Source organism: Bacillus sp. R86525 (genome assembly GCF_042466195.1).
Taxonomy (GTDB): Bacteria; Bacillota; Bacilli; order Bacillales; family Bacillaceae_G; genus Bacillus_A; species Bacillus_A nitratireducens.
Genome location: NZ_JAXHPX010000006.1, coordinates 102,764 through 125,436, shown reverse-complemented (window position 1 = coordinate 125,436; position 22,673 = coordinate 102,764). Strand labels below are relative to the sequence as shown.

The 22,673-nt window shown below is 31.0% G+C and carries 20 protein-coding genes and 3 pseudogenes; 6 read left to right on the top strand and 17 right to left on the bottom strand.

Annotated elements, in window-relative coordinates; translation table 11 throughout:
- The first annotated feature begins 204 nt into the window (after nt 1–204).
- Complete coding sequence (locus SJY24_RS01695; RefSeq protein WP_377863520.1) at nt 205–1,251, top strand: Fic family protein; 1,047 nt, start codon at nt 205–207, stop codon at nt 1,249–1,251.
- Nucleotides 1,252–1,604: 353 nt separating this feature from the next.
- Here SJY24_RS01695 and SJY24_RS01690 read toward each other — a convergent pair whose 3' ends face one another.
- Nucleotides 1,605–2,582, bottom strand: a complete 978-nt coding sequence (locus SJY24_RS01690; RefSeq protein ID WP_377863519.1) for a DNA-binding protein — start codon at nt 2,580–2,582, stop codon at nt 1,605–1,607.
- 350 nt (nt 2,583–2,932) lie between these two features.
- On the opposite strand from SJY24_RS01690, the gene SJY24_RS01685 reads away from it, so the two are divergent.
- Nucleotides 2,933–4,093, top strand: a complete 1,161-nt coding sequence (locus SJY24_RS01685; protein WP_377863632.1) for a tyrosine-type recombinase/integrase — start codon at nt 2,933–2,935, stop codon at nt 4,091–4,093.
- Nucleotides 4,094–4,316: 223 nt separating this feature from the next.
- On the opposite strand, the gene SJY24_RS01680 is transcribed toward SJY24_RS01685, so the two are convergent.
- From SJY24_RS01680 to SJY24_RS01665, 4 genes and pseudogenes are all read right to left on the bottom strand, one after another.
- Nucleotides 4,317–4,565, bottom strand: coding sequence for a SunI/YnzG family protein (locus SJY24_RS01680; RefSeq protein ID WP_377863518.1), 249 nt, complete (start codon nt 4,563–4,565; stop codon nt 4,317–4,319).
- A gap of 235 nt (nt 4,566–4,800) precedes the next feature.
- Nucleotides 4,801–5,758: pseudogene (locus SJY24_RS01675) on the bottom strand (IS4 family transposase); the annotation flags it as partial.
- A gap of 72 nt (nt 5,759–5,830) precedes the next feature.
- On the bottom strand, nt 5,831–6,217 hold the full coding sequence (locus SJY24_RS01670) for a hypothetical protein (protein WP_377863517.1): 387 nt from the start codon (nt 6,215–6,217) through the stop codon (nt 5,831–5,833).
- Nucleotides 6,201–6,425 (bottom strand): helix-turn-helix transcriptional regulator, encoded by a 225-nt coding sequence (locus SJY24_RS01665; protein WP_377863516.1) that lies wholly within the window; start codon nt 6,423–6,425, stop codon nt 6,201–6,203. The genes SJY24_RS01670 and SJY24_RS01665 overlap by 17 nt, the downstream gene beginning before the upstream one ends.
- 672 nt (nt 6,426–7,097) lie before the next feature.
- On the opposite strand from SJY24_RS01665, the gene SJY24_RS01660 reads away from it, so the two are divergent.
- Nucleotides 7,098–7,901: a hypothetical protein gene (locus tag SJY24_RS01660; protein ID WP_377863515.1), complete on the top strand. Its 804-nt coding sequence runs from the start codon at nt 7,098–7,100 to the stop codon at nt 7,899–7,901.
- 607 nt (nt 7,902–8,508) lie between these two features.
- On the opposite strand, the gene SJY24_RS01655 is transcribed toward SJY24_RS01660, so the two are convergent.
- The 8 genes from SJY24_RS01655 to SJY24_RS01620 are packed head-to-tail and all read right to left on the bottom strand — an operon-like array spanning nt 8,509 to nt 17,617.
- Nucleotides 8,509–9,774 (bottom strand): MFS transporter, encoded by a 1,266-nt coding sequence (locus SJY24_RS01655; protein ID WP_377863514.1) that lies wholly within the window; start codon nt 9,772–9,774, stop codon nt 8,509–8,511.
- Entirely contained in the window at nt 9,771–11,339 is a 1,569-nt protein-coding gene (locus SJY24_RS01650) for a class I tRNA ligase family protein (protein ID WP_377863513.1), read from the bottom strand. Before SJY24_RS01650 ends, SJY24_RS01655 begins: the two co-directional genes overlap by 4 nt.
- 17 nt (nt 11,340–11,356) lie before the next feature.
- Nucleotides 11,357–12,601, bottom strand: coding sequence for an ATP-grasp domain-containing protein (locus tag SJY24_RS01645; RefSeq protein ID WP_377863512.1), 1,245 nt, complete (start codon nt 12,599–12,601; stop codon nt 11,357–11,359).
- Nucleotides 12,598–13,767: a GNAT family N-acetyltransferase gene (locus SJY24_RS01640; protein ID WP_377863511.1), complete on the bottom strand. Its 1,170-nt coding sequence runs from the start codon at nt 13,765–13,767 to the stop codon at nt 12,598–12,600. The genes SJY24_RS01645 and SJY24_RS01640 overlap by 4 nt, the downstream gene beginning before the upstream one ends.
- Entirely contained in the window at nt 13,764–14,429 is a 666-nt protein-coding gene (locus SJY24_RS01635; protein WP_377863509.1) for an HAD family hydrolase, read from the bottom strand. Before SJY24_RS01635 ends, SJY24_RS01640 begins: the two co-directional genes overlap by 4 nt.
- 1 nt (nt 14,430) lies before the next feature.
- Complete coding sequence (locus tag SJY24_RS01630) at nt 14,431–15,123, bottom strand: nucleoside/nucleotide kinase family protein (RefSeq protein ID WP_377863508.1); 693 nt, start codon at nt 15,121–15,123, stop codon at nt 14,431–14,433.
- Between the two features lie 8 nt (nt 15,124–15,131).
- Nucleotides 15,132–16,409: a hypothetical protein gene (locus SJY24_RS01625; RefSeq protein WP_377863507.1), complete on the bottom strand. Its 1,278-nt coding sequence runs from the start codon at nt 16,407–16,409 to the stop codon at nt 15,132–15,134.
- Nucleotides 16,406–17,617, bottom strand: a complete 1,212-nt coding sequence (locus SJY24_RS01620) for an aspartate aminotransferase family protein (protein WP_377863631.1) — start codon at nt 17,615–17,617, stop codon at nt 16,406–16,408. Before SJY24_RS01620 ends, SJY24_RS01625 begins: the two co-directional genes overlap by 4 nt.
- A 552-nt stretch (nt 17,618–18,169) precedes the next feature.
- Here SJY24_RS01620 and SJY24_RS01615 point away from each other — a divergent pair.
- A complete protein-coding gene (locus SJY24_RS01615; RefSeq protein WP_377863630.1) occupies nt 18,170–18,748 on the top strand; it encodes a kinase in 579 nt (192 codons plus the stop codon).
- Between the two features lie 159 nt (nt 18,749–18,907).
- Nucleotides 18,908–20,167, top strand: a pseudogene (locus SJY24_RS01610) (IS3 family transposase); the annotation flags it as partial.
- Nucleotides 20,168–20,317: 150 nt separating this feature from the next.
- Here the strand turns inward: SJY24_RS01610 and SJY24_RS01605 are convergent.
- The 3 genes from SJY24_RS01605 to SJY24_RS01595 form a co-directional block, all read right to left on the bottom strand.
- Entirely contained in the window at nt 20,318–20,770 is a 453-nt protein-coding gene (locus SJY24_RS01605) for an SMI1/KNR4 family protein (RefSeq protein WP_377863506.1), read from the bottom strand.
- A 16-nt stretch (nt 20,771–20,786) separates the two neighbouring features.
- Complete coding sequence (locus tag SJY24_RS01600) at nt 20,787–20,981, bottom strand: HNH/ENDO VII family nuclease (RefSeq protein WP_377863629.1); 195 nt, start codon at nt 20,979–20,981, stop codon at nt 20,787–20,789.
- Nucleotides 20,982–21,202: 221 nt separating this feature from the next.
- Nucleotides 21,203–21,571 (bottom strand): hypothetical protein, encoded by a 369-nt coding sequence (locus SJY24_RS01595; protein ID WP_377863505.1) that lies wholly within the window; start codon nt 21,569–21,571, stop codon nt 21,203–21,205.
- On the opposite strand from SJY24_RS01595, the pseudogene SJY24_RS01590 reads away from it, so the two are divergent.
- Nucleotides 21,568–21,733, top strand: a pseudogene (locus tag SJY24_RS01590) (IS4 family transposase); the annotation flags it as partial. The gene SJY24_RS01595 and the pseudogene SJY24_RS01590 sit on opposite strands and share 4 nt — an antisense overlap.
- Before the next feature lie 743 nt (nt 21,734–22,476).
- Here the strand turns inward: SJY24_RS01590 and SJY24_RS01585 are convergent.
- Entirely contained in the window at nt 22,477–22,632 is a 156-nt protein-coding gene (locus tag SJY24_RS01585; protein WP_165762422.1) for a hypothetical protein, read from the bottom strand.
- Nucleotides 22,633–22,673 lie beyond the last annotated feature (41 nt).

The window sequence follows — 22,673 nt, the reverse complement described above, 5'->3', positions numbered from 1 at the left end:
ACACAATATAAAACTCCATCTTTTGACATGTAACTATTTAATCTGATGTTAAATCTTGTCACAAAATAAGGCAAAGAGGCCCTAATTATTGTAATTTTCACACATAAAAAAATATATTTTTAGATTTTTTTAGAAAACTATTCAAAAAAACACTTTAAATCCAGTTAATTATTGTATAGTTTTATATTATAGGAGGGGAAAAATATGTCGTTTTTTGGCGAAAAATTCACAAATTTATTGGTAAATTTAGATGTAGTAAGCCTAATTGGGAAAATAAAGCAATATCAAGGGAGATTGGAGGTCTATGAGAAGGAATTTCCATGTACATTAGAAAAGTTGCAAAAATCTACTCAGCTTCAACATACCAAAGATTTTGTTGCAATGTATAAAAACTTAAAAATAACAAATAAAAGGTTAAAAGAATTAATTACATATGATCTGTCGCCAAAAACAATGATTGAAGATGAAATATCTTGTTACGTTGATGCGCTATCACTCATTCATAATAAATATGAAAGGCTTACTATTGATTCAAGCACAATCTTAGAAATACATTTTCAACTTTTTAAATATGCTACTTCGGATAGTGGAACGTGGAGAAAACAGGACATCTTACTTGAAGAACATGCGCAACTTAATTTCTCATTTTATTGCTATCGTCCTTTAACAATTAAAGAAATCCCAGAAGCAGTAAAAAAATTATGCGAAGAATACAATTGTTTATTAAATCAAAAAGATATTGATCCACTACTTTTAATTTGTAATTTTGTACTTAATTTTATATGTATTTTTCCTTTTGAATCTGGAAATGGAAGAATGGTACGACTACTTATATCTTTATTACTATTACAAAGTAAACATTCACTAGTGAAATATATTTCACTAGATAAAATAATTAAAAAATATGAGAAAGATTATTATGACGCCCTTTATAAATCTTCAGCAAATTGGCATTTTCAAGAACATAATGTATCCTTTATATTAAAATGTCTATTACATATTATTCTAGAAGCATATAAAGAACTAGATGTACATATTACAAGTTACCAACTGAAAGGGAACAAAAGTTTTAAAATTAAAGAGTATATATTAAAACAAGAACTACCTTTTACAAAAGAAGCAATACGAATGGTATTTTCTGATGTTTCACCAAGCACGATCAATAAAGCATTTGCTTGTTTACAAGAAGAAAAATTAATTGAGCTAATATCTAAAGGCCGGAATGCAGTTTGGATTAAAACGAAGATATAAATAATATCAAAAAATTATAGGGTAATTTTCTAGAACTAATGATTAAAACATACATATAAATTTATTTTGCATACACAATAGATATATTTACTTAATACATAAAGAGGTAATTTGTCGCTACATTTTTTATACAATTATTTTTGTATTTTTTCTATCTCTATACTTCCAAAAGTCTGATGGCAGACTTTATAGGAAGTATTACAGATATAAAACTAGATATTCAGATTTTATATCCTAAATAACATTTTAGCAATAGCAAAGTATAGCATTTATTCCGTATCACTCAAAACGTTATAATAAAAGTAAAAGAGAAAATACCTAGATTCAACTTTAATTCATTAAAAAATTCGATTTCACTTAAGTAAGTGCTGATTAATTTTGTCTCTGATAGCAACGGCTATAAATTCTTCAATAGAGCTATTTGTTTCATTTGTAATTTCTTTCAAATATTTGTATTCCTTACTTGTAAGTATGACAGACTTCGTTACTGTATTACTATCCAAATACACACTATGATTCATTCTTGGAACAATTTTCCCTTCTATTATATAAGGCGTTAACTCTTCAATCCATTCCATTTGAATTTCTGGTGGTAATGTAATTAATGATTGACGAATTTCAAAATACCAAAATGTCTCTTCTTCTGAAATCTTTATATTTCTTGGAGATACGTACTGTAATATATTATCGATTAGGTGAAAAATGCTGTTTCGTAATTGCTTAGATTTAGGAAAACGAAACTTAACAAACCTTTGATGATGGCTTCTAGGTTTATCCGACAGTATATAAGCAGACTCATATCCTGCTTTTAATGCCTCACTAAGTGTCATATTAGTTCCAAATTCATCAATAACTATAATATCACCACGTTTTGGAATAGAAATAACACGTGCCAATGTATTGCCCTTTACAAACTTTTGAAATAATACTACATTATATTTCTGCGAAAATGTATATACAGGATTAGCTTGTTCTACTTGCTGAACAAGTTCACGAAGATCCTCCTCCTTCACAAATTTCGTCTGTCGATTACGATGATCTATTAAAGAATAAACTAACTTTCCTTCTTCTATCCATTTTTCAAGCTGATTCATACTAATATGGTAATCTTTACTTGCTTGGTATAAAGTAATACCCTCGATTTTACGTTCTTCTTTTACTTTCTCTACTTCTACTCTACTAAATAAAAAACTACCATCTAAACGCCATGTATCTTTATTGATTGGTGTTAGCTTTCCTTGCTTCATTAAATTATTAAAAATAAAGTGACTAATATCTAAATAACCTTTTACTTCATTTGTAGTCATAGTCATTTCATATCCGCTAATCATTCTAATTCCTCCTCACACTTCGAATTTTACATAATAATATTATGTAAATTAAAATTTATAATATGTTATATATTAAATAAATTATAACATATATTGATATGTTAATTAGATTGTAAATTATAATAATATCTAATTTAATTTTCTTTTAAAATTTCATTTTATTAATTAATAAAGCGTGTTAATAAAATACTATTTTTCAAATTAAATAATAACCATAGAAAATGGGAGATTTTCTATGGTTATTATATATTTATTGTTTTGTAAAATTTAATCTTAATATGTAATTTTTTTTCTAATTGATTACGTTATAATATTTAATATAAAAGAAATTTATAAGGGGTTGAATAACACTGAAATTTGAAATAGATATTATTCATAGTGAGACTTCTTTAAATAACATAGAGAAACAAAAACAAAATTTTACAAATCTAATTGCACTATGGAACCATGATTATATATATGAAGCGGAATTAAAAAAGGAAAATAATGAAAGAGAAGATTCATATACATATGAAGGATTTTCAGATGAAGAAATACTATACTACTACTTGAATCGACAAACACATTTTGACCAAGAAAAACGGATCAAGGATGCATCAAGAACCCTATATGCACGTGATTTAAGTCAGTTTTACTTCTTTATTAAACAAAGTGAGGAATTTCTACAGAAAGATGTAAAGGATTATAAATTTGGTCAAGTATGGAGAAACCTTAGAAAACGGCATATCCGTAATTATCAAAAATGGTTATCTCAAGAGGCAATCTCCTATCAATCAAAAGATAAATACAAGCCATCTACAATTAGTAGAAAGCTTGGTGTTATTCGTTCATATTTGAAATGGCTATATGAAATCCAATATATTCAGGATCCTCTACATGTTGAGATACTAAGTACAACTATAAATAAACAACATAAACCTAAACGTGAGTTATCATATGAGGAAGTAAAACAGTTACTTCATTACTACAAGGATAATGAAATCAATTACGCTTTATTGTCAGTCCTAGCTACTACAGGGTTACGTGTTGCAGAAGTAGCACATGCAAAGTGGGAAGATCTTGAGTATGACGCTATAAGAGGTCGATACTATTTAAAGGTTGATACAAAGGGGGATAATGAACGGATTGTTTCTATTAATAAGGAGATTTTTAATCGAATTGCCGCATTTCGAATGCGGCGAAGATTACCTATAGACATTGGGAATAGAAATGGTGGCACAGTATTTCAAACTAAAAACCATACTGCTTATAGAGAGAATTATTTGTCACAATATATTTCTAAAATCATAAAGGATACCCAGCTATCCTTTACAGAGAATATTGGAATTACTCCCCACTTCTTTAGACATTTTTATGTGCAGTACTTATATGATTACAAAGGATTACCACCTCATGTTATTGCAGCTGCAGTAGGTCATAAAAATGATCGGACTACTAAAGAAAATTACCTGAATCAGCGATTGACGAAAGATAATGATGCCGGTAATTTAATTTTCGAAGATGAATTTTAAATTTAACCTCTAATTAAATATTAAAAAGGTTTAATATCATTAACAATAATTATATATTTTTTACATAATTAAAATAGATTTATTGTCTATTTATTTTCATTCCCCCTCATTATTGTTCATTATTTCTTTGCCAAGATTCCTTATGGATATGTAATATTTTTGGAATCTTGGCAGAGCTAGTTGTAAAATACTTAGAAAAATTCGCACTAGAACTCTTCGTGAGTTAAAACTTAATTTTATTTAGAAGTGTTAACTTATTAGTTGTAAATAATATATAATCCAATTTTTGTGTTCTAATAAAGATAGTTTCTGAATTATTGAATTTACTACCAATTTCTACCACCTTGGTAGTGTTCTTAATCGTATTATTTTTACTAACCTCGATTATATCTTCTAATGGAATACTTATTGCTGCGCTTTGCCATGTAATAGTTATTTTTTCTATTGATTTTATAATTTCTATTTCTTTCATATTTTTAGTAACTCCCTAATCTACTTGTGTTCATCTATATAATAGAGTATATATTTAGATTAGAAACCAGCCAATTTCATATATATTCACTCAGCCATTGTGTAAATAGGTTATTCTAGCACAAAGATTCTTAAGCCTAGTTACAATCTAGGTCTATGTTGCAAATTTTTTTGAGTTGAGTTTTCGGATAATCTAAATCATGATGATATTATTCATAATATTAAGTGCTATGAAAGAGGAGCAATTGGCGCATTTGAAACATGATAGAAGAACAGAGTAGAATGGCAATCAATTGACCATATAAATGACAATCCAATCGTTCTGGTTTTACCTTTTTACAATGATGAATATGAAAGAATGATTTCCATGTTTTAAATAAAATCTGGATTTGCCAACGTAAAGAATACCAATCATGTACTTGTCCCATGGGAACAATATCTGTAGGGGATATTTGTCATATATACATTGATGCCACTAAGTCGGTTGCTACGCGGAGAATACTTCATTCCTTTCTTTTTTTCTCTTACAGCTTGATCTTGTAATCGTTTTTGTTGTTGTTCTTTTGTTAACCGATGAATAATTACACGAGTTGGTACTTTATCAGTCATTCCTACATAAGCGTCGGATATTTCACATGTTTGTCCTGGTTGAAGAGAGTTCATTAAGACCTCCATATCTATCTATATATACTCTGTACCTTTCTTGATCCTTCCATCTTGAAAATAATCAGGTGTGGGATTTTTTTGATAAATACGTGTATTTGATTTAATACGAGAGATATAGTAAGCCTTTTTATTTTTTATATGTTGAAAATCTTTCAAGTGAAAATAACCTAAATCTCGGATACATAAATCATTCGCTTTCACAGTCGGGACACAAAGAGAACCATAGGTTCGATCATGTTGTTTACCTGGACCTGTATGGATATGTAGGAACTGTCCACTTAATAGATCGTATTCAAGCTGAATCTTCAACCCTGCTGTATGACTGCATCCTCCTGCACCTGGATAAACAGATGAAGCAACATTTTGACTAATCCATACACATAAAGCTATTAAATCTTGTGCTTGATACTTACTGGTTCGTTGTACCAAACCAACATCTCTAGCAAGATTTCGTAAGAAATTTGGAGATAAGAAATTTTGAATTTCTTGAGCAAATAGTTGTAGTTCATCTGATACAGAAATAGACATACAAAAACGCCATCCTCTCGTTTTGAACTTATACCGAAAGAATAGCGTTTTTCCCCACTTTTAAATAGTCTATTAAGAGTTGTTTCTTGAAACAACTCTATGACTTATTTGGTAAACGATAGGATATAAGAAAACCAGAAAAATTAACGGTTTATTATGCATTTGGCTAAAATTCCATGTTCCTTCTGATAAAAATAAAGTACCTAAAGTTAAAACATACATTACAAAACAATAAATTGATAAGCTTTTCTGTCTGATATGTAAAAACATTTCATCAATAAAATTCTCGCTCTCTTTTTTACCTTTCAAAATTCTCTTCATAAATAATGATTGCAAAATGATTGTTGCTACAAATAACGAGGTTATAGAAATCTGTTGTTTCTCATACCATTCAAAAGCAAGTAACCCCATAATCACAATGTATAAACAAGTAAATAAGATATTAATTCCATTTTTCATTTGCCACTACTCCATATCTAGATTTTATAAATAATTGATCAACCGTTACACCAAGGGATTTAGCTAAATTAAAAGCAAGTTCCAATGTAGGATCATATTTGTTATTCTCAATCGCATTAATCGTTTGTCTTGAAACATGACATAATTTAGCTAAATCGTCTTGGGAAAGCTTTTTCTCTTTACGTAAAATACGAATTATGTTCTCCATTTTTATGAATATCACCCAAGATTTTGTCAAAAACTTTTTACATTCTTAGTTTATATAATTCTGTTATAAATGTCGAAAGTTTTTTACATCTATAAAAATAAACGATACTCCTCCTACATCTTAGATAGAAAGAATACCGTTTTTTCGTTTTGAAGGTACATTAAAATATTAGCTTGATAGCGATGGGGTAGCACCAACAAAACGCGAATTTCGTACGCTAAGCAAAATTTCATAAAGAAAAAATCGATTTTCTAGACAGGTAAGAGTTATACAGTATTGTAGGTAGAAAACATATCCAGATAATTTAAACCAGCTGATATTAATTTGGTCAATAATCTTTAAGGGAATCTACTCTAAGTAAGTAGGGTAATGAAGAAAGGTCTTGAATTTTATTAAAATATAAAAGGAGTAGTGTCGATTTAAAACAAAATTGTACTGTTTATAAAAAAGTCGTACCGTTTTGAATAATCTTTAACCGTTTGTAAAAAAGTTGCACCGTTTTGCATCATCGGATAAAACTCCTGAAGCTTTGATCAAAATTTATTCCAAACCAAAAATTAGAACAATATCCATTCTAAAACAAAAAAATAGGATAATTCTATATAAATTGTGATTAAATAATATATGCAATGTTGAAAGTATTATTTGTTATAAAAAGCAGGTGTACTGAGAGTGAAGAAAGTAATAGCAACTATTTTCATAGTAGGATTTAGCGTAATATTACTATATTTACTTACTGATGTTTTTACAAAAATACAAATCCGTAAACCATTAGGAGATAACTTAAAAGAGCATTATGGGATAAAAGATGGAGATTTTAAAATTCTTTCTGCATCTGACAACATACTTGGAGGAACAGGTATTCAAACTTATATAGAAATAAAAAAACCGTATTATACCACTACATATTTAACTATTGACAAAAATTCTTATGAGATAGATGAAGATGATGATAAGTATGTCTTCTTAGATATATTTAAAGGCGCTTATATTCAACAACATAGTGATGTTATAAAACAATCAAATGAAATTATTAAAAGATATAACTTATTAAGTGTATCAAATAATGCATTTGATAAGGGGAAACAAAATTTCTATTACTATTTAAACTTTACTATCGATGAACAACAGGAAAAAGAATTGCTTACAAAGTTTAAACAAAGCCAACAATTAGACACGAAAAAATTAATTAAAACTTTGAAAATGAGTGAATCTAAAATTTATTCTTATCATATGGGAGTAGTGAACTTTAATTATTATTATAGTGTAGAAAAAAATAAGGGGAATATACCAGATATCCTTAGCATTATGAATGATTTTAACAGAAGTAATGTTTTAACAGAAGGTATTTATAATATAGTACTGCAGCCAAGTAGCTCTTCAGGTGTAGATGATGGCAAGGAGCGTTATGTTTTGTTTAGCGTAGATAAATCAGGTGAATTTAAGGTAATAGAAAAAAATGAATATGGGGGATGATTCATACATATAAGCTTTAAAAGGTTCGCATATCAAATAAATATCAACTTCATAAACGGGCATAGTTGTATAGGAACATAGACAGAAAATGAACAAACTTTTTTATAAAAACTGTACACGCAACCCTAAGGAAAGAGTCGGTTTTAATCAATCCTTTTTCAAAATCGATTCTTTTTGTGTGCCATAGAATGTGAGTTGGTAAGAGGTTTTTGATCAAACTTTATTTTAAAGCAACATCTCCATATACTTCTGTTTTCAAGCGTATCCTTATTTTGGATATCTTTGCTCCTCTCCCCGAAAAAGGATAATTACAGCAAAGATATTTATATAACTTCTATCATCAATAAGTAGGTGCCATAACTTAGTATCTAAAGTTAGTCCAAAAAAGGGCAATTTTTATTAAATATGGTTGTGCACGGTCAGTACATTGCATCAAGATCTTAAATTCTAATCAGGGCGTTTTAATTAAAATCTTGGTATGAAGGACCTTCTATTTGGGGTATTTGCTTTTCTTAGCTTGAGAGCGATGCGTCAGGATCCCCTATATAAAAATAACCTCTTACAGATATATTATCTTAAGAGGTTATTTTTTATAATACATAAATGTTTAGACTGTTTGCTCTTCATGTTCGATTTTAATTTCATTTGTAGTTAACTGTCTAACACTGACTATCGTTAATGGCCATAAAATTGCGAGTAAAGTTATTATTGTTGCAATTATAAGTGTGAATTTAATTCCAATCATCAACGATAGCGGTCCTATTAATGCTAATCCAACAGGCTTAAGGGAAATTGAGCCAAACCTATTAATAGAATCTACTCGGGATAAAAGGTGGTTTGGAACAATTTTAGTAATTGTAGTTGCTTCCAAGGTTGAAAAGAAAGAAATTACTATCCCAGCTACAAACTCTGAAATTACTAATAGATAAAGAGGTGCTGGTATTGCTAACAGTAGTAATGTTGGACCAGCTCCTAGTATTAACAAGGAATAAGCTACTAATAATGGTTTATTTGGTTTATAATACATCGCTAAAAGACTTCCAACCAAACTCCCTATTCCAAGTGAAATTGATATTAATGCCCAGTCCGGTGCACCTCCCAAATGTCTTTCCGCTACAACAGGTCCGAGAACTTGCATACTAGACAATAGGAATAATTGGAATACACTAGCACTTATTATTAATGCTGTTAACCATTTTTGTGTTAACACATATTTCAGTCCTTCATTCATTTCCTTAAATAGTAAATTTGTTTTGAAGCCTGAATTCTTAGGAGTACCGATTTTACCACATGTAAATATTAGAATCGCACTAATTAAAAAAGTAAGAGAGTCACCAATCAACAACCAGCTTGGATTTATATACAGTAATGAAACTCCGGCTAAAGCAGGTCCAGCAATTTCTGATATATTATTAGTTATAGCAAACAATGAAAATACTTCTTGTTTTTTTTCGTTAGGAGCAACTGCTGAAACTGCTCCTGTAAAGGCGGGATTAAAAAAGCTACTAATGCCCCCTCTAACTGCAGTCAACATAGCAATGTTTAGTACTGTGGCCTCTCCGGTCAGTAAAAGAATTCCTATTAATCCTTGTGATATAAAACCAACTAAACTGGATATAACTAATATTATTTTTCTGTTATATTTGTCTCCTATTACACCACCGAATAACAGTAATACAACACTTGGTATTGCTCTAGCTGCCAGTATAATCCCTAAAGCAGAAGCAGAATCAGAGAAATCTAAAATGGCAAATACTAAAGCTATTGGAGTTACCATATCCCCTAAAGTTGAAATACTTCTTGCAATAAAGAGGTGACGAATTTGCCTAGATTTCAAAGGATTAAGTTTGTTTTTTAGTGACATCTTACTCATACTAGTGACTCAGCTAAGTGGACAAATTTATTCAAATCGTTAACGGTAATATCAGACTTATTCCAATTAAACTTTACAGTTCGGGAATTAGTTTTAATATTTATAAATGTTTCATTATAAGAAAAAGACGGTTCTCCCTCTAAACCTAAATGATTCCAGATGTCTTTTGATAATTTAGTCATTATTGGAGAGGCTAAAATAGCAAGTCCTATTAGCCACTCTTCATTATCTAATGTAATGTTATCCATCCATTCCTTAAGTATATTTACTGCTGAGGGAGAATTAAAATTATTTGGCTGAAGAAACTTAGATTGTTCTGAAACAGCTTTAGAAATGTTTTTAGTAATATCTACTTTTATGGAATTTATATTATTCTCTATCGCTGGTTCTAGTTTAGTTTTAATCCAAGATCTCAATTGGTTAATCTCATTTACCATTTTACTTAAAGTAATATCTGCTACCCCATCATCCAGCTCAATTTGTGATAGAAAATATCTTAGTTCATCAGAACTTAAACCAGTGTTTTCTTCTGTAATATCCTTTAGCCATATTCCATGTTTTTTACTAGTAGAACATTTTTGTCCTTCTAAAAATAACATCCCATTGACGATAGTGTTGTCAAATGGACTCACATAGTCATTAGATTGTTGTGCTATGACATGAGGTGCAATGAGTCCTGGAGTAGAATTATCGTTTCCGAAGACCCCAACTGTAATAACAGAGCTTTTAGGATCAAATGGATTTAATTCTTCTTTTTTCTTCTCTTTATAAACTTCTCCACAATATACGCTGTATATGTAATAAGGATTGGATAGGACAAATCCATCTTCCACTAATTCACTATTTATCCCCCAAGTTCCAGGTCCACTCAAACGAATACGACCTCCACTTTGGTCAAAATACTTATTTACCGCTCCCATCCACTTCTCATTAACACCAGATTCTTTTAAAGATGTTACGATATTATTTTTATCTAATGGTCTAGTAAACCAGCTTTTAACTCTTCTCCATTCTAGAGTACTATTATCTAGTCTTGATTTAGGTTCTAAAAGTTCTTCGGGTTGAAAGTGTGCACCACAATTCACACAAGAACTTCCACCAGAAGGTGTTTGACAATATGGACATAAACCTGAAATCCATGTCCCCATTAAAGGGTTCTTTGTTTCTTTTGAATATGGAACATTTTCTTCTTCTAGATTTGCTCCGTTGTTATCTACTAACTTTTTAAGAATAGTTTCATGAATCTTAGAATATGAATCTTTATGTTCCACAGAGAGTGGACTTATCCACTCATCGATGCAGATGTCTAAGTTAGATAAATCTTCTATGATCCCATTATGGAAATGTTGGCATGTTTCCTCTGGAGTCATTCCAGTTGAAATTGATGCAGCTAAGATCCAGTTCTCATATGCATCACTTCCAGTTATTACGCTTACATCGTTACCTAATAGACGTAAAGAACGACTAAGTATATCAGCCCTCAGATATGTACCCGTTCCATGTCCTATATGCATTCTTCCATTAGGTGTTGGCTGCATTGGTACTATAAGATATTTTTTCTTCATACTTTCACATCCCATTATTAATTATATACTCTCTCTTCTATTTCTAATTTGAACCTTTCTTCTATAAGTGAAATTAATTCATCCAAACATACCGAATTAGGAATTTTCACATAAATTATACCGCTTACTGCTGAGGAATCTAATAGTCCATCTATAACGTCTCCAGATTTAACTTTTATATCTGAACTAATGTATCCAGGTATGTCTATGAAATCTTCTTCAGTACTCATCAATTTTATTTTTCCTCTTTTTACAGGAAGCATAAATTGCCCTATTTCGTCATTTATGTTCCAATCCGTGGACTGTTCATAAATATATTTTTCTTGTAATGATAATGCAATATGTGCTTCCCATGAATCAAATCCATACTGATAATTTAACATTTTTCTAATTCCGCCCCCACCAGGTCTTGAAGCAATTTCACCTGCTATTAGTCCTTTTGATGTTACGAAAACTTCTAAATGAGTTACTCCATTATTGATACCGACAGCTTCGATTGCTTTTTCATGAATTTTTATTACTTCTTTACTAATTTCGTTAGAGTTCGGTAAGGTTATGGAACCAAAAATACCACTATTATATTCTATGACAGGTTTAATATATTTTGAGACTTTAATAAATTTTACTTCTCCATTTATTACTAAAGCATCACAATGTAATTCTTGCTGAACATCTAAAAATTGTTCTATGATAACCGGAAACTCCTTTTCAGAAGTGGTTATTGGATTTTTTAATTGATTGAAAAATTTAACTGCAGCTTCACTTTTTATATCTTCCTCTGAGTAAAAAATTTCTGTAGCGTCTGATCCTGCACCCATGATTGGTTTAATTATTACAGGAAAGCCTACCTCTTTACTTAATTCGATTGCTTCTTCTTGGGTAGTAGCAATCTTATATTGAGCAACTTTAACTCCAGCCGTTTCTAATTTACGTTTCATTGCAAATTTATTAGTTGTGTTTAAAACTGTATAAACTGAAGCCCCCTCTAATCCTAAGAAACTTCTTATATATGCAGCAGTTAGTGCGGCTCTTTCAGATAGGGAAATTACTGCAGAATACTCATTACAATTTCTAGACTCAACCACAGTTTGAGTAGATTCTGAAGGATTGTTTAAGTTTTTTACAATAATTAGATCAGATCCTTTTGGATACATATCAATAAAACGTTCCTCAATAACAAAAGTAACTTTTAAATCCAGCCGTGCAGCGAGAGCAGCTGAATGTACTCTATCTCCTGTATTTACTACTAAAACAGATTTCATGGTATTTGACTCCTTTCTATTTGAGAAGCATCTCCTGATTCTATAGCTGCTTCCCTTTCCTTAGTCCATTGGTAAAATGTACTTTCATTTAGAGGATTCATTTGATTCCTTGATGTTATAAATCCCATTAAAGGTTCAATTCGAGCCCCTCTTATTAATTTTGCTCGGTATGTAGCCATTCCATAATCTATATGTTTATAGCCATTTTTAATCGCAAACTTTATAGCTTCATAATATACTAAGTTAAAATATTCAAATGATTTTGCTGAGTAATCTTTATGTATACCCACACTTCTAGCGAATATAGTGTCTCCCCATAAATAAAACAATGCTCCACCTACAGTTTCATTTTCAGTTTTAAGCAATAACACTAGACTATTCTCATTTGATGTATTAGTCATTACAGTTAACTCTTTCAATTCGCTCTCAGCAGAGGCCACATGCCCATATTTTCTTTCATGACTTGAGAATAATTCGGAAAGAATTTCTTTTGACTCTAATAAATCGCTTTTTACAACGCTATATCCTTTAGAATTGAATACTTTTCGCTCTCGTCTAATTTTTGTATTCACACTACTCATGTATTCTTCAAATGATTCCCACTTAATATCTATAACTGTATTAGCACCTGCAACAAAGAAGGAGTCCTTTCCAACAATTTTTTCTAGTTGATCAACTCCAGTTGGATTTATGTAGAGAGCCGAGATTGAGACAGCATTTAATTTTTCTAAGTAGCAATAAGCTTCACTAAATAGACGGTATAGTAGGTAATTCTGTTCATCTATTTGTAAATTTTCATCAATTAAAAATTCACATGAGTATGCTGCTCTAGAACCTACAATTAAACTTGGCGACCAGTCAGAAGTTCCAAAATTCCCTCCAGATCTTAATAAAAATCTATTATATGGCTCATAATATCCCCTTTGGCTTGGTTTCCCCCAATATATAGGTAGTACACCTGCTAGTTTTCCATCATGTCTATGAGCTATTATGTAACCTGTGCTACCATTTCTTAATCTCTCTATTGCAAGAAGCCAAGGTTTACTTACATAATAAGTTCTATTTTTTGAGAGTTGGAGCAATTGAATTTCATCAATATCTTCTATTGAGTACACAAAATCTATTTCAAACGAGATATCTTCTTTTGGATCTACTATATAATTCAATTGATTTCTACCTCCGTTAAAATGTCAGATAATTGATTAATCCCACTTCCATTCCACCCTCGATCATAGCCTCTGTTCATCAATATTGAATTCATGCCAGCCTTTTTAGCTCCATCAAGTTCATTATCATTTCCATCTCCCAGGAAAATACATTGGTTAACTGGAACGTTCAGTCTATCTGATGCGATTTTGTAAATAGAGACATCCGGCTTCATAATTCCTACTTCAGAAGACAAAATAACTTCATCAATAAGAGGGCCTATTTGCGAGGACATTAACATCTCTCTTACATCACTACTGCAATTAGATATAACTGCTGTTTTTATACCTTTTTTCTGAAGAGCATAAAAAACATATAATGCGTAAACATCTGGATTTTTAAAGGCACTACCATGAATACTTTTTCTAACTTCCATTGCTTGCTTAATTGTGTGATCTGACCAATTAGCATTTATTTCATTTTTTAAGTAATAGAAATAATCTTCTAAATGAATTGTTTCCCTAATTCTTCTCGTAGCTTCCCAATGAGGCTTAAGTTGACTGGGCTCGTAGTTTAATGTTTTTGCTGTCTCCAGAAACGCTTTTGTTTTCAATGATTTTGGAAAAGGTATTAAAGTTTCCCATAAATCAAATACAATCGCTTTAATTCCACTTATCTCCATGTTAATACTCCTTTTTGCTAATAGGTTTGTATTTAATGATTGGGTTAGAAATGCAATTATTATCAATTACAATATTTGCATTTTGTTTGGGTTGATAAGTGTGTATATATTTCTTTTGAGCAGGGATATATTTTTCATCGTACTTTCTAATGACTTCTTCTCCTTGAGTGGGTACATCCCTCATTTTTGCTCTATCTAACATTGTTGATTCATCAATTTCTAGATAGATAAAGAAGTCCAGAAATTGACTAAGTTCTTTTCTATATAAAAAAACGCCTTCCAATAATACGATAGTATCCTTACATACTTTATATTCTTTACTTTTAGTAAATTCGTCCTTAGATAAATCAAGATGGCTTAACACTATTGAAAGTTCATTATTATTTTTAATAGGAATTAAAATTTCATCTATTAATTCTTGGAAGTTGATACTCAAATTATAATACTGCTCAGGTTCAGGAAATGCCGTATTATATCTTATTCTTTTTGGATTGTGAAAGTCATCAATATGTATTACTTGTACGTCATAATTTAATTCTAATAATTTAGATTCAAGTTCATCAGTCAGGCGACTTTTCCCGGATGTATCAACTCCTGAAATTCCAACGATATATGGTTGGGTATTATTTCTACTATTAAGAATGGTTGATGTTAATTCATCTATCATTTGCTTTCTATTTTGTGAAATCTCCATTATTTCTTTCAATCCTCACTTTTATTAATTTTTTGAATTGAACTGATATGATGTTCAATTCTTTGATATAGAGCTTTATATAAATTCTTTCCATAAACTGTATTGTCTTTTCGATTTAATGGAGTTGGTTCCAATCTAAGCGCGGAAAGGTTTTGGAGAGTCATTCCATTAAATTCTATCGTTCCATCATCTTCAGAATAAATCCTATTTTCAGATTCTTTACTGTGAATTGTCTCACCATATATTGACACTTCAGGTGGATTTCCGTAGTATCCTAATGCTTGAATAATTAGCCCAGCTTCATCAAATAAATTTGAAGCATCAAGTATCTCTTGGATTCTAATAATTTCAGCATTAGAAATTTTGTTACTCCACAAATCACAATAGATTTCCTTAGAAATATGTCGTAATCCTGAATCTCTAAAAATGATTCCTGTATCAGGGCAAATGTCAGATTTCGGATTATAGAGTTGTTCACGTCCCTCTACTTGATTTTTAGTTGCTTCTTCCTCAGATGTATACATTAACTTTGCTAAGCTTCTTTGTAATACATATATCTTGGGTACTATAAAACTATCTGATTTAAGTTGAAGTTGTTTGATTAACTTCAATATTACCTTTAGTACAGACATTGTGCTATGTGAACATCCAGGAATAACTATAGATTTTCCATTTAATTCAATTAGTTTGTTTTTTAAGTATTCTTGTTTATTCAGACTAATTGCGTTTCCAGAAAACATCACTTTTTCTTTCCACTTATTCAAAGACGGGTGTAATCTCTCAGTTCTTCCGGTTGCTAAAAGTATATGATTCGCTCTAATAACATTGCCTTCGGAAGTGATGATATTATTGGGGCCTGTTGAAGAATTAATTTCAACTTTTACTACATTCGTGTTATATAAAATCGATTCTTTACTTAACTTGTTGACTATCATGTTGCCAATTTCAATTAGTGCACTAGATAGATCTCTTGCTTCTACAGGGTGATTGCTATTTATTATTCTATTAATTTTTTCATTGTTTCTAATTTGATTGAAAGCCCCTTTATAACTGGTGTTTTTTAACATACTAGCACCGTTTGAAGAGGTTGTAATATCATAGTCTTCAAAAGAGCCAGGACCTATAGAATTACCTTTTTCAATTATAAGGATATCTCTTTCAAGCAGTTCAGGGGCAGAGGATAAAAATGTAGTTGTTCTGAAACCACCACCAACTATTACTAGGTCATAAAGTTTAGTATTCACAGGGTCTTGTTTACTTTTAGCTACTGTTAATGGATTACTCATACAGTTACTTCCTTTAAAAGTAATTCAAATCTATCGCATATTATTTCAGCTTCTTCTAATGTAAGTGTTAATGGTGGTCTGATTTTAAGTACATTTCCAAAACCATAACGGGATGTTCTAAGAATTAGACCGAATTCCATTGCTTTCTCAGCTAACCAGTTTGTTAATATTGAATCAGGTTTTCCATTCATATCATTGATTTCAATACCTATCATTAATCCTAAACCCCGAATATCACCTACAAACGCATGCTTCTTTTCGATTTCTTTTAATCTAGCTAAAATGTATGCTCCGGTATTCCTTACATTTTGTAAGAAATGAGGCTGAGAAATAATATCAAGTGTTGTAACTGCTGCGGCTGCGGCAAGAACATTTGAACCATAAGTAAACGAATGTTCATTTGTTGTTAGCCCACTTAACTCATCGCTAGCTAAAATACCTGCAACTTGTGCTCCAGAACCTCCCAATCCTTTTGCAACAGTAATTGCATCTGGTTCAACATCATAATACTCAGCTGCAAACATATATCCTGTTCTTCCGATACCTGTTTGTATTTCATCAAAAATAAGTTTGATATTATTTCTATCACAGAAATCTCGTAAACGTTTAAAATAACCTTTTGGAGGAATGATGTTACCCCCATTCCCTGATATAGGCTCTACAAGAAATGCTGCTACGCTACCACTACTTCCAAATTCTAAGAAATCGTCTAATCTATCAACACACATAAAGTTACATGAAGAAGGGTCCTGTCCATAGAAGCATCTATAACAGTATGGGTCTGGTACTTGCATTCCCCCTGGAATCGCTAAAGGAAAATTCTCTTTTCTAAATGCGTTTCCAGATAAGTTTGCAGTGAACATCGTTTGACCTAAATGACTTCTAAAAAGTGACATTGTATCTCTTTTACCAGTAGCTCTTTGTGCCATTTTTATTGCGCCTTCATTCGCTACTGAACCCCCACATACTTTTAGATGTGCTTTAGTTATTCTGTTGGGTGAAAGATCTACCAATTTTTGTGCAAGTTTATTTATAGGTTCGGTTTGAAAAGAGGAAGTAACATGAATTAAATCCTCTGCTTGATCTTTTATAGCTTTAATTATAGCTGGGTGTCCATATCCTAGACTTAAGTTAAAGGTTGCTGAAGCACAATCTATATAAGAATTCCCTTCAGAATCATACAGATAAACACCCTCACCTTTAATCATTTTAATGTCAGATACTGGATAATATACGGCATTTGCATCATTATTTTTTGTTGTAACATTTCCATTAATGTCAATAGATTTCAATATTTCCATCTCCAATTCTTTGAATATGAAATTATGATAATTCTAAAAATTGGAAAAGTCAACTGAATTTTAACTAAAAATTTACAAAAAATTAATAATTTTAACAAAAAAATTACAAAAAATTATCATTTAAACATATTTTTTAGAGTTGAATGAACATATTAAATCGATATGTACAACGTAATAAAAAATATAAGTTCTCTAATCTCTAAATTTAAAGAATCGGATTAAAAGTCTTTTGCAAATTAAGTATGCTAGTCTTGCAAAGATAGATTTATGATACAACTTGACATGGAGTGGTTGTCATGCTAGCCTTCTCGGCATAGATAGTTCCTATAGCTACTGATTTTTTCTCTAAATGAGTATGTTGATAGAATCTTTATATAAAGTTGCAATACTCTACAATTGCAACTTTATGTATTTTCTCTCTACAACAGAATCTAAATGTAAAGGGTGAAAGTGTTGGAGATAAATTATTTTGAAATAAAATCATTCATAAAAAGTAATAATAGGTTTATTTTAGGTATTGATGGTTTAAGTCGTTCTGGCAAAACTACTTTTGTGGAGAAACTTAAATTGGAGTTTGGAAATAGAGGAATTCATTATATGGTTTTTCATTTAGATGATCATATAGTTGAAAGAAAAAAAAGATACAATACTGGGTTTGAAGAGTGGTATGAATATTATGAGATACAGTGGGATGTAGAATGGTTAAGAAAGCATTTATTTGAAAACCTTCTTAAATCACAAGAAATTACACTCCCCTATTATGATGAGGATACTGATTCTAGTCAGTTAAAGACAGTAAAATTACCTAGTTCAGGCATAATAATTATCGAAGGGGTCTTCCTACAAAGAAAGGAATGGAGAGATTTCTATGATAAAGTAATATTTTTAAATTGTTCTAGGGAAAGAAGATTACTGCGCGAAACCAAAGAAACTCAACAAAATAAAGAAAAATTTGAAAGACGCTATTGGAAAGCAGAAGAATATTATATAGATAAAATAAATCCAATGGAATGTGCTGACCTTATTTTGAATACATAGGCATTTTTTATTTAAAATAATTTTCATTAGGATGGGAACATATTAATTTCCTAGGAGAATACCGATTTAATAAGAAAGAAATTGCACCTTTGGAATTTCTTCGACCACTACAAACAAATTAACAGTAAAAAGCCGATTATCCCTTAGCGTACTGGTGAAGTGCACCCCAGTATGCTCTATCAGTGGATTAAACAATATGAATCCTTAGGTGAAAATGCTTTTAAAAAACGCTATACAGCCTACTCTACCCAGTATAAACTAGATGTACTTAATTATATGAACGAACAAGGGACATCTATCAGGGAAACAGCGGCGCTTTTCAATATTCCTTCTTACGAAACACTTCGAAAATGGAAAGTAGCTTATGAAACAGGAGGATTGGATGCCCTACAATCAAAGAAAAAGGGGCATCCATCCATGGAAAAGAAAAAAACAAATACAACTAAAGATCAAGGAATAGTTGAAGACTCGATAGAGGCACTACAAGCGGAAAATGAGCGTTTACGTATGGAAAATGCGTATTTAAAAAAGTTGAATGCCTTAGTTCAAAACAAGGAGAAATCACGAAACAAGACAAAGCCCAAGTAATCTATGAATTAAGACATGAATTTTCAGTGAAGGTGCTACTTCAGACCGCAGGTATTCCGCGTAGTACGTATTATTATTGGGTTAAAAGATTCGATCGTCCTGATTCAGATGTAGAACTAAAAGGTTTGATTCGAACCATTTATGACGAACATGAGGGGCTTTATGGTTACCGTCGTATTCGTGATGAACTTACGAATCGCGGACATAAAGTAAATCATAAAAAAGTGTATCGTATCATGAAAGAATTGGGATTAAAATGTCTCGTTCGTATGAAAAAATATCGCTCTTATAAAGGAACAGTTGGAAAAATTGCACCTAACATTTTAAATCGCAACTTCCAAGCTGAAAAACCAAATGAAAAGTGGGTTACAGATATTACGGAGTTTAAATTATTTGGAGAAAAGCTATATCTATCACCAATGTTGGACTTATTTAATGGTGAAATTATCACATACACAATTGGTTCAAGGCCAACTTATTCACTTGTTTCAACGATGTTAGACCAAGCGTTTGAACACTTAACCGTCAAAGATACACTCTTAATCCATTCGTTGGCACTATCAAATGAAACAATACCGTCATTCCCTTACTAAACGTGGCATTACACAAAGCATGTCTCGTAAAGGAAACTGTTACGATAACGCAGTGATTGAAAACTTCTTTGGCATCATGAAGTCAGAATTTCTGTATCGAAAAGAATGTAGGAGTATAGAACATTTTAAGAAAGAACTAGCAAAATATATAAAGTACTATAATCATAAAAGAATTAAGGCAAAACTAAAAGGCATGAGCCCGGTACAATACCGGACCCATGCCCAAAAGGTTGCCTAATGAAATAATCTGTCTAACTTTATGGGGTCACTTCACCTCTACGTTTAGAGATAATCGGCTTTTTCTTTGTAAATCAAAGCAGTAAAATCATATGAAACTTATAATTATATATTATTACTAAAAACATGATTCTTAGTATTCTATAATCAATTAATCCTCATCATACAAATTATCTACAGATTCTTGTAAAGAATCTAATAGATAGTCGCTGAAGTTTTCATAAGTAATGGCATACAGTTCCTTTGAAAAACGACTCCAAAAGACAACAGGGCACTCACCATCTTTCATTTGATTCGTATCTAAACATGTCACAGTACCATCGATATCATTTAAAACAATGTATTGTTCAGGTAGGTTATATGTTTCTCTATATAACTTAGTGTGGTAAACAACGGAAGAATCCGCAGCTGTTGTCTCAAAACCATGGATATCTATACCATCCAGTCCACCGCTGCCATACTGTTTTAAAAACCAAAGATAACTGCTTGGGAATGTAATATTTAGCATTTGCGCTGCTTCTTGGATTGTATCTTCATTTACACCGCCCATAAAATCTCCATCTTTTTCATATGTAGAAATGATTGAAATAATCTTGTCATTCATCTTTTTATTTCCCTTCTCAATGTTCTTTCGCTCTCGTTTTCCAATAGTTGTTTCTAAAATTAATATACTGTTTATATAGCTCTTTGTCGTTTCTAAAACTTTCCCCTAATTCCACTAAACCATGCAGTGCTTTGGTAAATTCATCATGTTTATTAGCTGGTATTTCAACCATTGCTCCAGGTTCTTTTTGCGTTAAATGATGTAACTCTATTTTATGATAATCCTTTGTAAAAGGAACACCACCATCTAAAGCAAGTTGAAGGTTCGACTTTCCGCTTTTATTTACGGATGGAGGAGCAACATAATCCTAGTCAATATTTTTCATGCGGTAAACCCGTCTACTAATATCTTTCGTTTGTCCTGCTACTTTAACAGTTCCTGTTACTTCATGTGCTGCATATTTATCACCAAACTTATCTAGCCAAGATAAATCTATCTTTGTGGTGCTTTTGTCGGTGCATCAATTATACTATTAATTTCATTAACAGATACATCCACACCACTAATTTCCTTTTCTAACCCTGGTTGTATTTTATTTGTTGCATTTAACATTTTCTGTATTCCAGTATTCATTTGCTGGATTGCAGCATTGGACTGATCAATTGCATCGTTCATACCATTTACAGCTGAATTCGCTTGGTTAGCCCCTTGAATCATTTGTTGCATGCCTTCGTTAGCTGACTTGATTGCTTCATTCATGCCTTTCATAGCTGAGTTCGTTCCATTAAGCGCTTCAATCATTTGTTGCATACCTTCATTAGCTGAATTAACAGCCTCATATATGTATAAAGAGTTACTCAATACAGAAAGACACCCAAAGGTTATCAAAGGTTCTAATTCGCCTTTTTTAATCTCCTACAGCAAAACGGGCGAAAATCTCATCGATATGAGAAGAAAAAAGTCTTTGATATATTAGGTGTCGTTTACGATTGTACAATGTCTGATATTAAAGCGGAAATTTAATTAAAGAAGATTAGTTTTAACATATACTAATTACACATTAATTAATAAGGAAACAAAGAATGATTCCGCTTTTATTAAACCGGAAAAACTTCAATTTTTGTTGGATGTGAAAACCTACGTTCTAATTCTCTTTTAATCTTATTAACAGCAAAAACTTCTGAGGATGCATGAACTCTAGCTACCTTTTTTATAGCAGTATTACCTGTGACTAAAATATAATTTATCGAATACAATGAAATCATATATTCACCCTTTCAATGTAACATGTTGTTATAATATATGATCCTTATCTTAACCCTATGAAAGAAATATAAATTAATATATTTTTTTAAACCGGTGCTAACTTTCTCGTAAATATTATGATTATTAGAGGTATTTAATACAGTTATGACATTAAAATTCACAAAATTAATATAAAGATTTCTTTTTAATTTATAGCATATACTTAACTTAATATTAATGAAAAAAAGCCTCTTTTCTCGTTGAAAAGAGGCTTTTTACCGTATCATATTAAATTATTTGGGTACTAGTAATAGTAAGTAATGTACTGGGATACAATTTATTTACTATGCAATTAAGTATAACATGTATATATTATCAAAAGATGTGTCAGATTTACGAATAAATATAGTATTAAAAATACTTCTAGCTAACCATGGACTGAAATTAAACCATTCCCATATTTCTTAACTTAACTAAAAGTTCAAATGAGAATTTAAATTGAAACTAATTATCCAATGCTCTTATGTCTTAGGAGTATCTTTGTATTCTATTTTTTCTTTCAACAACCTATAAAACTCACTTTTTAATATATTTTTTTCGCGCTCTAGTTTTTTTTGATGCTTAGTCAATTCATTTATACGCTTTGCTCTTTCTTGTATTTTTAAATATATACTCATAACCAACCTCCCAATAGATTATGTTTAAATATATGAGGTTT